Origin of the sequence: Kaistella gelatinilytica (assembly GCF_015679325.1) — a bacterium.
GTDB lineage: Bacteria > Bacteroidota > Bacteroidia > Flavobacteriales > Weeksellaceae > Kaistella > Kaistella gelatinilytica.
This window is the reverse complement of record NZ_JADPVI010000001.1, coordinates 212,613-227,172: the sequence shown is the minus strand read 5'-3', so window position 1 is coordinate 227,172 and position 14,560 is coordinate 212,613. Positions and strand designations below refer to the sequence as shown.

Annotated in this window: 11 protein-coding genes; 5 read left to right on the top strand and 6 right to left on the bottom strand. The window is 36.3% G+C overall.

The genetic code is table 11. The features are described from left to right. Nucleotides 1-185 precede the first annotated feature (185 nt). Together IV494_RS00905 and IV494_RS00900 are read left to right on the top strand one after the other, a co-directional pair. Nucleotides 186-728, top strand: coding sequence for a hypothetical protein (locus IV494_RS00905; RefSeq protein ID WP_196078292.1), 543 nt, complete (start codon nt 186-188; stop codon nt 726-728). An 80-nt stretch (nt 729-808) separates the two neighbouring features. Beyond that, nucleotides 809-2,413: a S8/S53 family peptidase gene (locus IV494_RS00900; protein WP_196078291.1), complete on the top strand. Its 1,605-nt coding sequence runs from the start codon at nt 809-811 to the stop codon at nt 2,411-2,413. Between the two features lie 197 nt (nt 2,414-2,610). Here the strand turns inward: IV494_RS00900 and IV494_RS00895 are convergent, their stop codons facing one another. Next, nucleotides 2,611-5,154, bottom strand: a complete 2,544-nt coding sequence (locus tag IV494_RS00895) for a phosphoenolpyruvate carboxylase (protein WP_196078290.1) — start codon at nt 5,152-5,154, stop codon at nt 2,611-2,613. Nucleotides 5,155-5,267: 113 nt separating this feature from the next. On the opposite strand from IV494_RS00895, the gene IV494_RS00890 reads away from it, so the two are divergent. Both IV494_RS00890 and IV494_RS00885 read left to right on the top strand, forming a co-directional pair. After that, nucleotides 5,268-6,602, top strand: coding sequence for an aspartyl protease family protein (locus tag IV494_RS00890; RefSeq protein WP_196078289.1), 1,335 nt, complete (start codon nt 5,268-5,270; stop codon nt 6,600-6,602). Beyond that, nucleotides 6,592-7,119, top strand: coding sequence for a hypothetical protein (locus IV494_RS00885; RefSeq protein WP_196078288.1), 528 nt, complete (start codon nt 6,592-6,594; stop codon nt 7,117-7,119). Before IV494_RS00890 ends, IV494_RS00885 begins: the two co-directional genes overlap by 11 nt. Here the strand turns inward: IV494_RS00885 and IV494_RS00880 are convergent. Continuing rightward, nucleotides 7,116-7,997, bottom strand: a complete 882-nt coding sequence (locus IV494_RS00880; RefSeq protein WP_317192986.1) for a L,D-transpeptidase — start codon at nt 7,995-7,997, stop codon at nt 7,116-7,118. The genes IV494_RS00885 and IV494_RS00880 overlap by 4 nt on opposite strands. Before the next feature lie 284 nt (nt 7,998-8,281). On the opposite strand from IV494_RS00880, the gene IV494_RS00875 reads away from it, so the two are divergent. After that, nucleotides 8,282-9,367, top strand: a complete 1,086-nt coding sequence (locus tag IV494_RS00875) for an endonuclease/exonuclease/phosphatase family protein (RefSeq protein ID WP_196078286.1) — start codon at nt 8,282-8,284, stop codon at nt 9,365-9,367. A 15-nt stretch (nt 9,368-9,382) separates the two neighbouring features. On the opposite strand, the gene IV494_RS00870 is transcribed toward IV494_RS00875, so the two are convergent. The 4 genes from IV494_RS00870 to glgB all read right to left on the bottom strand — a co-directional run bounded on the left by IV494_RS00870 (nt 9,383) and on the right by glgB (nt 14,546). Then, nucleotides 9,383-10,375 (bottom strand): EamA family transporter, encoded by a 993-nt coding sequence (locus IV494_RS00870; RefSeq protein ID WP_196078285.1) that lies wholly within the window; start codon nt 10,373-10,375, stop codon nt 9,383-9,385. A gap of 109 nt (nt 10,376-10,484) precedes the next feature. Next, nucleotides 10,485-10,805 (bottom strand): potassium channel family protein, encoded by a 321-nt coding sequence (locus IV494_RS00865; RefSeq protein ID WP_196078284.1) that lies wholly within the window; start codon nt 10,803-10,805, stop codon nt 10,485-10,487. A gap of 112 nt (nt 10,806-10,917) precedes the next feature. Further along, nucleotides 10,918-12,324: a glycogen synthase gene (locus IV494_RS00860; protein ID WP_196078283.1), complete on the bottom strand. Its 1,407-nt coding sequence runs from the start codon at nt 12,322-12,324 to the stop codon at nt 10,918-10,920. Between the two features lie 65 nt (nt 12,325-12,389). Beyond that, nucleotides 12,390-14,546, bottom strand: a complete 2,157-nt coding sequence (glgB, locus tag IV494_RS00855) for a 1,4-alpha-glucan branching protein GlgB (protein WP_230379804.1) — start codon at nt 14,544-14,546, stop codon at nt 12,390-12,392. Nucleotides 14,547-14,560: the final 14 nt, after the last annotated feature.

The following is a 14,560-nucleotide window of genomic DNA, read 5'->3' as shown; positions in this document are numbered from 1 at the left end:
GAAAATTTTAATGGCGATTTCATAAAAAAAATATTTGTTCAAATTTACTAAAATTAAGTTTTTTAAAAAATTAATTTTCTTTAATGTTTTTTTAATCTATCATAAAATCTTTTATTTTTTGATTTCCAATAAGTTATGGAATAATTTTAGATAAATATTCAGCAATTAACTTAATAAATAAAATTATGAAAACGACAAAATTGTTCTTGATGTTATTCTTAATAACAGCTTTTGGAACAACAGAATTCTTTGCTCAAACGGTTGATACGAGCACACCGACCACCAAAACAAAAAGAAAGTACACCAAAAAAAGTGATGCTTCCACTTTGACAATGGTTACTGCAAATGGTCCGGTAACTGCCGTTAATACTGATGCGAAACCAAAAAGAAAATATACGAAAAAAACAGCTGTTGCGGTGACTCCCGCAGTTTCTGCAACCACGACTGATAACAGTATGGTAAAACCAAAAAGAACGTATACCAGAAAAACGGTGTTAAATTCTGCAACTCCAACAACCAGTACAGTTCAACCTGCAGCTTCCGCACAACCAGCAACGAAATACACACAAACTGCGACGTCCGCAAAAACAACTCTTGCGCACAACACCGTAAAGCAAGCTTATAATCCTACCAATGGCGGAGATTATAATGGACATCAGGTTCTTGTAGGTCCAAAAGGCGGAAAATACTATATTAATAAAAACGGAAACAAAACGTATATTAAATAAGCTTTTTAAAATAATCGTCTTAAAAATGCTGAAAATATTCAGCATTTTTTTTACTTTTGTTTCAATCTAATAATTTAAAAATGAAGAAAATTTTATCCGTTTTCATCCTTGTACTTTTTAGTTTTGTAAGTGCCCAAACAGAACTTGTCTTTGTGATTTTCAAAGATAAACCGAACAAAGCTGCTTTTTACGCAAATCCTACAACAGAACTTACCCAGAAATCTCTGGATCGGCGAACCCGACTGGGAATTGCGCTTAATGATCAGGATGCTCCCATCGAACCTACTTATATTCAGAATATCAGAAATCTTGGTTTCACAGTAACCGATTATTCGAAATGGATGAATGGTGTTGCGGTAAATGCAACTGCTGAACAAATTATTCAGATCAAAGCGCAAACGTATGTTGATTCTGTAGAAAGCTTCATTAAGCACAGAAATCGCGGACCAAATAACATTAAAAAAGTAAACAAATTCGAAGACTTCAACAACAACGAGGGAAAAACCGATTTTAATTATGGTCAAGGTTTAGCACAAATTAACCAGGTGAATTTACGTCCACTTCATATTGCGGGTTTTACCGGAACAGGAATGACGATTGCCGTGATCGACACTGGTTTCCCAACTGTAAATACAGGTTCAGCTTATGCAAGAATCAGAAATAATGGACAGATCAAGGGCGGTTACAATTTCGTGAACAAAAGTACAGACATCTATAATACCACGCTTAATAATCACGGTTCTTACTGTTTAGGAACGATTGCAGGATATGTTGCAAACAGTTTCGTTGGTACCGCTCCGGATGCAGATTTTTATTTATACGCAAGTGAAGATGCCGTAAATGAAATTCCCGAAGAGCAAATTTACTGGACAGAAGCTGCGGAAGAAGCCGACAGAAAGGGCGTTGATGTGATCTCAACTTCATTGGGATACTATGATTTCGATGATCCAAGATACAGCTTGCTTTATTCGGACATGACGGGAACAACCTCGTTCATTGCAAGAACTGCTCAAATCGCGACGGAAAAAGGAATTTTTGTTTTGGCAGCTGCCGGAAATGAAGCCCAAAAACCATGGCATTACATTATAACTCCGTCTGATAACGAAAAAGTTTTTACGGTAGGAGCAGTAACTTCAACGGGTGCGAGCTCTTCTTTTTCCTCATTCGGACCCAATTATGTAGGCGTAATAAAACCCGATGCAAGCGCAAGAGGAACTTCTACTTATATGGGTTATAATAATGGCGTAACTTCAGGCAGTGGAACTTCTTTTGCAACACCACTTGCTGCAGGCGGAGTCGCTTGTTTGCTTCAGGCAATTCCAACCAAATCATTACCGGAAGTAAGAAATTTGCTTCGTCAGAACGCCTCTCTTTTCCCCAACTATACTGATCCAATGGGTTACGGAATTTTAAATTTTGGAAAAGCTCTAAATGTGACATTAGCAACGAATGAAAACGCAACAAAATCCTCAATTTCAATTTACCCGAATCCAGTAAAATCGACTTTTACCATTACAACTTCAGAAAAGATCAACTCTGTGGAATTGTATGATGTTTTAGGAAGAAAAATAAAAACATTGACAAAAGAGAAAACAAATAATATTGAAAGTCTTGGAAAAGGCGTTTATTTCGTGAAAGTAAAAACCGAGAAAAACGAATACATCGAGAAAATTATTAAACAATAAACCTTTAATATTAATAAGAATTTGAAATAAAATTTAAGAAGCACGCTTATAAAATCTTCAGATTTTTATTAATCCTTCTTCATATCTTCATTAACTTAATGGTTTAAACGAAATAATTCAATCCTTTAAAAATCAAAAAACGCTTCTTTTTCGAAGCGTTTTTTTCAATTACAGAATTTAAATTTCCAATAAAATTTTTAAGCTGAATTCCGACTCGCATTAATATTTCCAAAAAGGGAACGCATGACCAGTTTTTCATACGCCTCTTTATTACCTTCTTTTTTCTGAATTTTAATTAAAGCATATTGCTGAATACTCAATAAGGGCAAAACAATTTTTTCCCGAATCTGTACCGATTTTCTTGAGAGTGGTTCTTCTTCCATCAACATTTTAAAACTGGTCAATTCTAAAGTCATCGTTTTTGAAAGTTTGTATTCCTCAAAAATAACTGTCCAGAATTCGCCGAATTTTGCATTGTTTTTCATGTAATACGTGAGTGGAAAATAGGATTTATTCATGCTCATCATCGAATTCAACACCAATGTTTTAAAGAAATCTGAACCTTTGTACAAATCGATCACTTCATCAAAACGACCTTCTTTCTTTAAAGCATTCAAAGCAAATCCAAATCCGAAAAAGCCGGGAACATTTTGTTTCAGCTGACTCCAGGAACCTACGAAAGGAATTGCGCGCAGATCTTCAAATTTAATAGCATTTCCAGCACCTCTTTTTGTAGGCCGACTTCCGATATTGGTTTTCCCGTAATATTCGAGCGTACTCATTTCCTGAAGATACGGCACAAACATCGGATGCGCTTTGAGATCTGAATATTTTTTAAAACTTATTTCAGCCAGTTCTTCAATGAGTTGCCGCTCTTTTTTGCTTAAATCCTTTTTTGCATTTTTGAAAACATCATTTTCAATTCCGGCAGTTAATAATTGTTCAAAATTATATTTCGCCTGATCTTTATTGCCAAAAACACTTGTTATTGTTTGACCTTGAATCGTGATTTCAATTTTATTATTTGCAATCGTTTTTCCCTGTGAAGCATAGAAATCGTGGGTTTTTCCGCCACCTCGTGCAGGAGGGCCGCCTCTTCCGTCAAACAAAATCACCTTAATATCGTGATCCTCTGAAACTTTCGTAAGCTGTTCTTTGGTTTCATAAATTTCCCAGTTGGCTTTTAAATAACCGCCATCTTTGGTGCCATCAGAAAAACCGAGCATAATGGTTTGCGCATTTCCGCGTCTTTCCAGATGTTTTCTATAAACTGGAAGTTCATACAACTGTCGCATCACCTTTTCACCGGCATCCAAACCTTCCATGGTTTCAAAAAGCGGAACAATATCCATATTAATATCTTCTTCTTGATAACCACATAATTTGAAGAGCGCAAAAACATTCAAAACATCTTTAATATGATCAGAGTTAGAAATAATATAGCGGCTCAATCCCTGTTCACCATTCCTTTTCTGAATGTATTTTATGTTATAAATGTTCTCTAAAGTGTCTTTGGTAATGCCATCAAAATCGTCAGGATCGAGAATAATATCAGTTTCGAGCACCCATTTTAATTTTTCTTCAATGGAAATACTTTCACTGTTTAAACCCGATTTTTTAGTCATAATATCATCGATGACTTCCTGATGAACGCGACTGTCCTGTCGAATATCTAAAGTAGCGAAATGGGTCCCAAAAATTTTGACCCGATCTTTGAAATCCTGTAGAAGATTCAGGAAAAGTCCGTTATGCTGTTCGATAATTACTTTTTCTGCCGCGTTGATATATTTTAAAATTTGGTCGGAAGTAATGCTTTGATCATCTTTAAAAATGGCGTCATATAATTCATGACCAAGCGTTTCTAAAATCTCCGAAACTCCTCTAAAACTTAATCGTCTTCTTAAATTTTTCAAATGTTCGTAATAAGATTTCAGAATGGAAAGACGAAGTTCTTCCGCCACTTTTAAGGTAATTTCTGCGGTGACAAAGGGGTTTCCGTCGCGATCTCCTCCAGGCCAGAAACCGAGCTGGATCATATCCTGATTCGGCACAAAAGAATCGGTCCCAAAAGAATTTTTCACTTTTTTGTACAGTTCACCGATCGTATCGTAATACACGTAACGCAGATAAAAAATAATGCTCATCGCTTCATCTAAAGGCGTCGGTTTTTCTTTGTTGACGAAAGGAGTTTTGCCCAACTGCTGCAACAGCATATCGATTTCTGTGACAGAATCTTTCATTATTGCCGTACGCAGATCATGAAGAATTCTTTGTACAGAATTGGGATAAAATTGTGTCGGATGCGCCGTGAAAACTACTTTAATCCCAAAATCTTTCATCTTTTGGCGCGTCGCTTCCAGCTGATGTTCCTGAGAAGCCCGTTCGTGAAGCTGCATTAAAGTTCCGGCATCACTTTCTGAATGCAATTCTGCGAAAGCCGCATCTTCAATACTGTCAAACAACACAACTTGTCGCTCAATATACTGTATGATTTTAAAGAGCAGTTCCGTTTTTTGTTCCTCAGTTTCAAGCTCCGTATGTTTGGTGAAAAACTCATCCATAATTTCTTCCGGATTTTTACCTTTCTCATAACCTACTCTACTTTCTTCATACAAAAAAGGCAGCAACATACCGATATTACTCATTTTATCATAAGGCAAACTCATGAAAAGAGAATTATAGATCTGGAATTTATTCTCCACCAGTTGGCGGAATTTTTCAATTTTTTCTTCGTATCGCATCTAACAAATTTAGGTAATTTTAAATTTCAAAGCATTTATAATCGAAAAGATTAATACAAAATGTCAATCACTTTTTAGCGTTGCGATGTATCAAAAGTTTGTATCTTCAATACATGAAATTTGTAAAAATAATATTTCTTCTTTTTTTTAGTTTTTCCTGGGGTCAAAATGAATTCAAAATCACGCATCACAAGAAAACGGTGATCCCTTTTCAATTGATCAACAATCTTATTTTTGTACCACTGAATATAAATGGAGTTGACCTTACTTTTTTACTTGATTCCGGCGTCAATGAGACGATTCTCTTTAGCTTAGAAGATAAACAAATCAACTTTAATGATATCGAAAAAATTAAATTTTCGGGTCTGGGTGAAAGTAAAAATATCGAAGGTTTGCGATCTGATAATAATGTGGTCAAAATTGGAAAGGATTTCCAGGATTTAAAACACACCGTTTTTATTATTTTAGACGAAAGCATTAACTTTTCTTCCCATGTTGGGATTCCCGTAAATGGCATTATCGGATATCAGTTTTTTAAAGATCACCCTGTACAAATTGATTTTGTCTCCAAAAAAATAACCGTATTCAACGATGATCAACTTCTTCAGAAAAGCAAAAAGAGATATACCGAATTTCCGATTTCTATTGAAGGAAATAAACCTTATTTAATGGCGGGTGTAGAAATGACTCATTCTAATATCGATTCAAAAATGCTCCTCGATCTTGGTAATAGCGATGCAATCTGGCTTTTCCCGAAGCTGATCGATGATTTTGTTTATAACCGCCCGAATATTGAAGATTATTTAGGACAGGGATTTAATGGTGATATCTTTGGTAAAAGAAGCCGAATTCATCGCTTTTATATTGGTGATTTTGTTTTTGAAAAACCTTTAACTGCAATGCCTGATGAATATTCGATACAAAATGTAAGAATCGTTCTCGGCAGAAAAGGTTCCATCGGCAGCGATATTTTGCGTAGATTTTCAGTGATCTTCGACTATCCGAACCAGAAAATTTATTTGCGTAAAAATAAAAATTTCGATGATCCTTTTTTATTCAACAAGAGCGGTTTGGATATTCAACATGACGGAATGACGTGGGAAAAAGATCTGGTCACCATAGAAACTGCAAAACGCAGCAAAAACGATAACAGTGTACTTGCTTATGAATCCAAAGATACTTTTAAGTACAATTTTGTTTTAAAACCACTGTATTCAGTCGCCGGTTGTCGCATCAATTCTCCTTGTTACACTGCCGGAATCAGGAAAGATGATAAAATCATCAGTATTAATAAAAAGAAAGTGGGCGATTACACTTTGCAGAAAATCAATAATCTGCTGAAAGATGAAGATGGTACAAGAATCACCTTTGAAATAGAGCGAAAAAATCAAAAAATGACTTTTGAAATAAAATTAATCGACCCAATTCCTTACCAAGATGCAAATTGAAGAAACCGTTTTAGACAGCATACGTTCCCGACCGAGATTTAAAATATTTACCGACATAAGCCGGGAAAATTATACGGTTTTACTGCAGAAATTTTTGAGCGAGCATTCCGCTGAATATACCGGAAATGTGAATAATGAAGCTGCGATCATCAGTGTGAAAAGCGATCATGACCAATTCTGGAAACCATGTTTAGCATTAAGAACAGAAACTGACGAAGAAGAAAATAAAACCGTAATTCGTGGAGTTTTTGGCCCAACCAGCGCCGTATGGACGTTTTTTATGTTCCTGTATTTTATTCTTTCAATTGTGTGGATGGTTTTTATCACGCTTTGGTACGTAGAAAAACAAATTAAAAGCAACGATTTTCCCTGGGCACCTTCGGCTTTTTTTGTAATGCTTTTTTTATTGATCGCAACTTATATTGCCGCAAGATTCGGACAAATAAAAGCGCGAAAAGAAATGCAAAAATTGCGGGAGTTTGCCGAAGAATCGATCCGAAGTTTTGAAAATGTTTAAGCTGCAGGTTTTTGTTCAGTATTATTTGCCGTCAGTTGAGAATGAACTTCATCAGTTTTCTTCTGTTCCTGAAGAATTTTAGCAAGATCTGGTTGGATCAGGTCATTCAATTCTTTGACGGAAATATCGTTAGATTTTGCATCTTGAATTAAATTTTTCCAGGGCTTTTTTCCACCCCATTTGTAATCGCCAAAAACGATAACTGGTGTTCCGTTGGCTTTAACTGTTGCGCCGCCTTTATTCAACGTCCATTGGTCGGTCCAGTTGTAAAGAAATTTTGCGTCGTTCATCAATAATCTCAAGCAAGAATGCGACGCAGGATAACCGGGCAGATCATATTGATGCCAACCAATTCCCAGTCTATTATGAATATTAAAATTGTACGGCAGTTTCCACTCGCTTGATACAGACGAAATTGACAGTTCTTTTTTCCAGTTCGCAAATGTTAATCCACGTTCGGTTTGTGCTTTTTTAGCACCCATACTTGTGGGACCCCATTTTACCAAATTTCCATTCGCATAAAGTGCATACGCCTGAATTGGATAAGAAAATAGAACAATTTTATGAACATCCTTTAAGATCTCTAAATTATTGGGAAAGGGTGAATAAGCCATCAACGTAGAATCTATTTTATCGGGAACAGCAAGCGTATCGGCACGCCATTTATTCTTCAGATCTAAACGGTTCAAAGCCAGAATCGTATACTGTTCATCTTTCGAAAATTGTTTATTAAAAGCTGCCATCGCAGAATCTTTCTTCTTTTTCGGAAAAATAAAAGCGGTGTATTTAATTGCAGGTTTTTCAGCTTCCACTTTCTTTAAGGAATCTTTTTCAGATCGTGCTGAATTATTTTGAGGCAAAGTTTTTTCTATTACCACATCATCTTTTTTACAATGGATAAAAACCGAAACCGTGACTAAAGCAAAAAAGAGATTTAAAAAAGGAAATTTTTTCTTAGTGGAGAACATGTTTAAATTATTTCGTGTAGCGTTTGCAAGAATAGTACCATGAGCAAAGATAATCAGCTTGTTTCAATAAATCTTTAAAAAATTAAAATTTGATATTTATCACCTACATTTTATTTTTCACAGCACTTTTAAGTTCTATTTTACACTTTGTCGGTATTACTAAAAAGTATAAATTTATCCGACATTAATATAATATGTGGGAAATTTACCTTGTCTTCGTTGTACTTCTTTTGATTTTAACCTTATTGCCCAAAGTGCCAAGTTCTTACTGGATTTTCCGGGTGGCAGATTTTGGTAAAATTCAGATCAATCATTTCGCGCTCATTACTTTTATAGTAGGATTTCTTTTCTACAAAAATAATTTCTGCTGGTATTCGCAAACGCTTTTACTCTTGATCATCGTCTATCACAGCATTACACTTATTAAATACACGCGATATTATCCGGTCAAAAAAATAGAAACTTCTACTCAAAGTGCATCGAATACTTTAAAGATCATCTCAGCGAATATTTATCAATTCAACACCGAATTTCACCGTTTTGTTGACCTCATTAAAAAAAATGATCCTGATGTTTTTCTCACCATGGAAAGTAATAAAGACTGGGAAAAAGCACTTGTTGTTTTAGAAAATGAATATCCGCATCATCATAAAGTTGCCCTGGAAAATACGTACGGAATGCATTTCTATTCGAAGATCAGATTAGAAAACGCTAAAACTCATTTTTTTGTTGCTGACGATATTCCGAGTATTGAAGCGCATCTTCGGACGGAAGATGGTTTTGAATTTGTTTTTTTTGGAATTCATCCACCACCGCCGAGTCCCACGGAAGAAAAAACCTCGAAAGAGAGAGATGGCGACTTACTGAGCGTTGCAAAACGGATCAAGGAGATCAAAAAACCGGTAATTGTTGTGGGCGATTTTAATAATGTTGCGTGGTCAAAATCTTCGGTCCTATTCCGGAAAATCAGTCATTTAATCGATCCTCGCGTGGGAAAAGCTTTTATTTCTACTTTTCACGCAAAGTACCGTTTGCTGAGATTTCCTATTGATCTGATGTTTCACAGCGAACATATCTTCATTAAAGAATTAAAAACTTTAGAAAAATTTGGGTCCGATCACTTACCTGTTTTCTGCGAATTTTTTATCGATCATCAGAACGACCGGCAAAAAGAAAAAATAGAAAAAGCAGATTCTGATGAAAAATCCGAAGCTGACGAAATGATCGAGGAAGGAAAAAATGAAGAAGGTGAAAGAGATGCCGTGGTGACGGACGATTAAAAAATCTAATTTTTCTTACTTCTTAACTTTAACAAATTCAGGGAGCAAATCCTTTTTTCTGGAAGGTAAATTCATTAACACAATGGCGAACAGGATTAAAACAATTCCGACCCATTGAATTAAAATTACTTTCTCACCCAATAATATAAAAGCCATCGTCACTGAAACGGGCAATTCTAAGGAAGAAATAATACTCCCTAATCCTAAACCTGTTTTTGGGAATCCAAGATTAAACAAAGTTGGTGGAATGATGGTTCCGAACAAGGCGAGAATAAATCCGTACGTATAAAAAATCGAAAATTCGAACGGCTTAATATGTTGCGTATTATCGGTAAAATTCAAATAAAATGATTTCAAAACATCAAAATGCAAAGGACCGATCTGTGCAAAAAAGAGAAATATAAAAACGATCACACCACCGCCGGAAAGCATGATCAAACTTTTTCTCAACACCGGAATATGCGTCGCCAATGTATTTGAAGTAAACATTGTCGCCGTAAAAGAAGCAGCCGCCATTAATCCCCAAAATACGCCGTGCCAATCTAATTTCACATCTAAATTGATAAGATTTGTAGCGAGAAAGGTTCCTGCCAAAACAATGATCGTAGCAATCACTTTCTTCGCATTGGGGAATTTTTTAGAAATAAAACTTTCAACAACAACACTAAACCAAACGGACTGCATCAGCAAAACGATCGCGATAGAAACATTAATATATTGTACACACAGATAGTAGAATAAACTCGTGCAACCTAAAGAAGTTCCTGCGAGCATCAAAATTTTGATCTCCTTCGCAGTGGGTTTTGCCAGATTTTTTTTTGAAGTTTTGGTCTGAATTACATTTAAAATTAATAATCCCAACAAACCCAAAACAAATTGTGCGGTCGTAACTTCTGAAGTGGTGTAGCCATCCCGGTAAGATAATTTCACGAAAGTCGCCAACATTCCAAAAATACTTGCGCCCATCGCAACGTATAAAACTCCTTTAAAAATACTTTTCTTCTCCATTCTTTTTTTCAGCCTGCAAACTTACGGTTTTATAAGTTTCTGAGGTTATCAGATGAGAGAAAATTTATTTTGAAAGTTATTTTTAAATTTTAGGAGAAAAAGATTCAAATTATTCGTCGTCACTTAACTGCGTCGTGATCTTCTTTTCAATTATTTTCTGGTGTCTTTTGCGTTTTATTTTTCCTGACTGTCGGCTTTCATGGAAGTGTTGCTGAAGGGTATTAATAAAAAATAAAATTAAAAATACACTTAAAACCATGTAGAAAACATTGAATATTTTTCCCCAGTCAGATTTCGGATAAACTTCGGCATTTCCCGTGGTTACCATTATTGAAACTGCATAATTAATACAGTCGAGCCAACTCCAGCCTTCCAAAAAACGGTATCCGATTATTCCTAAAACCAGAACACCGATCGTACTGACTGTCAATTGGCGATATCTTTTTTCCCTCCAAAAAGTACCGAGCGTAGGTATTAACATGTGAATCTGATCATTAAATGGGTTAAATGAAATTTATCAAGAAGAATTTTAAATGACTAACTTATTTTCGATAAAGCTCTAGATACAACTGCGCCGAATGATCCCAGGAAAAATCATAATTCATATTCGATCTCACCAAATTTTTCATCAGATCGTGGTCGTGATAAATATGCATCGCTCTGTGCATCGCATTTACCGTATCTTCTGCACTGGCGCTTCCAAAATTAATGCCACTTCCTCCTGTAGAAATGTCTTCCACAGTATCGCGCAAACCGCCGATATACCGCACAATAGGAATTGTCCCGTAACGCATTGCATACATTTGATTCAATCCGCATGGTTCTACGCGGGAAGGCATTAAAAGAAAATCTGAAGAAGCATAAATTTTGTGAGAGAGATATTCTTTGTAACCCAAATCGAGCGCAAAATTGGAATAGGTTTCATTTAACTCAAGCAATTGATTTTCTATCTGTTTTTCACCTGAACCTAAAATCATAATATTCAGTCTTCCTTCTGTCTGCTGAATGCTTTTCCATACAATTTCCGGTAGAAAATCTGCGCCTTTTTCTCCGGCGAATCTTCCGATAAAACTGAATAAAGGCAGATCTGGATTCAAACCATATTCTTCACACAGGGCTTTTTTATTTTTCCATTTTCCTTCGAGTGCATCTTTTTTATTAAAATTAAAATCTAGAAAAGCATCGGTTTCAGGATCCCAAACTTCGGTATCAATACCATTGATAATTCCGTAAGCTTTGCTACCTTCTTGCTGAACCAAACTTTCCAAACCGCGGAAACTCTGAAAAAGTTCCTGCATGTAACCATTAGAAACGGCATTAAAGGCATGACAACATTTGATCATTGACACCAACGGATTGATATAGCCATTCCAATCGAGAAGTCCCCATTGTTCCCCATAAAACCACGGCATATAATTCGCCATGTCCCATCGCATTTGTCCTTGATATTCTCCGTTGTGAATGGTACCGATAGTTTTTACGCCTTTCAAAAAATTAAATTCGGGACAATTTTCAATCATGAACGGAACTAATCCGGTGTGATAATCGTGGCAGTGTAAAATATCCGGACGAATCTGCATCGCAGAAAGCCAGTGCAAAACACCGTGCTGAAAAGCTAAAAACTGTTGACTTTCATCCCAATAACCGTAAGGATTATCGCGGTCTAAAAGTCCGGGGATCTTGACCAAATATAAATCGAAACCTAAAGACTGACTTCTTTCTTTCATCACCTGAACCTGAAAAGTGTGTACACTTTGGTGAATCCATCCATCAAAAACAATTTCGAAGTTGTGGTCGTGAACAAAAGGTTTATTGTACCACGGCATAATTACGCTGGCTTCAACGCCTTCAATTTTATTCAGATATTTTGGCAAAGCTCCTACTACATCGGCGAGTCCACCGACTTTTGCAACAGGATAACATTCCATGGAAAGGTTAAAAATCTTCATATTTCAATTTTCTAAATTTCAAAATTCACTATGAGAATAAGTGAATTTAAAGCAATTCGAGCGTTTTATTTTTTCTTAGTAATCTTTTTTAATTCGGGTGCAGCTTCAGTGATCACTTTTTTAATCCGGGAAACTTTAGCCGCAGGCTTAGATTTATTTGCAGTACTACTTTCAGTTTTCACTTCAGTTTCGCCTTTTTTATCTAACACTTTACTTTTGACAAGACCAGGAGATTTTGTTTTGGGAACCACCGATTTTTTCGCTGAAGAGTCCATTTTCTTAGCTGTGTTCGAAACGGTACTTTTCTTTCTCTTAACAGGTTTTTTCTGTTTTAAAACGACTCCCGAAAGTGGTGGCAAATTTAAAATAATTGCATTGGGACGGAACATCCATTCGTCATCTTCTTCATCTACGATAACTGCTTTTACGCCGCTTCCGCCATATTTTTCGTCATCTGAATTTAAAATAACTTCCCAGTTTGTGCCTTCGTCAACGCCAATTTTATAATCGAAAACTCGTGGCGCTAAATTTAAAACGATCATCAAAACATCCTCTTCAATTTTGCCTTTCCTCAAATAAATAAAAATCGAATTATCACAGTCATTCGCTTCAACCCACTCAAATCCTTCCGGTTTAAACTGGTTTTCGTAAAGAGAGGTTTCAGTTCTGTAGAGAATATTTAAATCTCTAACAAAATCCTGCAAACCTTTATGAACAGGATATTTCAGCAAATGCCAATCGAGGGAAATCTTAAAATTCCATTCATTTGTTTGGCCGAATTCGTCGCCCATAAAAAGAAGTTTTGCTCCCGGATGCGTAAACATGTACGTGTATAAAGCGCGAAGATTGGCGAATTTCTGCCATTCGTCTCCCGGCATTTTATAAATTAAACTTGATTTTCCGTGTACGACTTCATCATGAGAAAGAGGCATCATATAATTTTCATTATAGACGTACATCGAAGCAAAAGTGATCTTATTATGCAAATATTTTCGACCGGTTGGATCTTCTTTAAAATATTTTAAGGTGTCGTGCATCCAGCCCATCATCCATTTCATACCGAAACCGATTCCGCCGTCGTAAACGGGTTTTGTAAGCATCGGAAAGTCAGAACTTTCTTCAGCAATCGTCATAATATCGGGAAACTCTTTGTAAACTGCGGTGTTGAATTCCTGCAAAAATAATTTTGCTTCCAAATTCACATTTCCACCTTCAATATTGGGTTCCCATTCGCCTTCATTCCTCGAATAGTCTAAATGCAGCATTGACGTTACGGCATCAACACGCAATCCATCGGCATGATAACGGTCGAGCCAAAACATGGCATTTGAAATTAAAAAAGATTTTACTTCCGGTCTTCCATAATTAAAAATATAGGATTTCCAGTCGGGATGAAAACCTTTTCGCGGATCTTCGTGTTCGTAGAGAAAAGTTCCGTCAAAATAATGCAAACCGTTCGCATCGCCGGGAAAATGAGAAGGAACCCAATCAAGAATGACCCCTATATTATTCCTGTGGAGCTCATTAATTAAAAACATTAAATCCTGAGGAGACCCAAAACGGGAAGTTGCCGCGAAAAATCCAGTCACCTGATAACCCCAACTTGGATCATAAGGATATTCCATGACCGGCATAAACTCTACGTGTGTAAAATTCATCTCCATCAAATAAGGAACGAGCCGTTCTGCAATTTCGCGATAATTGAAAAATCTTGTCGGATCATCTAGTCCACGCATCCATGAAGCGAGGTGCATTTCGTAAACGGAAATCGGAGCATTTAGAGAATTACTTTTCCAGCGTTCGGCCATCCAGTTTTCATCATTCCACTCGTACCAGGTTGTTGAAATTACAGAACTCGCCTGAACATTTTGTTCCCAACTCAGCGCAAAAGGATCGCCTTTTTCGAGGAGAATATCTTTATTGGTTCGAATTCCGTATTTATAAATATCGCCCCATTTTAAATTGGGAATAAAGCCTTCCCAAATACCCGAACTGTCCCATCTAGGCAACAAATTATGCTTTTCAGAATGCCATTCATTAAAATCACCGATGACGGAAACCTTCTTTGCAAAAGGTGCCCAAACTGCAAAATAAACGCCTTTTACACCATCGATTTCCGCATTGTGAGAACCAAATTTATCGTATAATTTGTAGTGCTTTCCTTCGCGGAAAAGATAGATGTCATGATCGGTAAATAAGGAATGAGGCAGGACTTTTTCCATAGTTTTAAGAATTA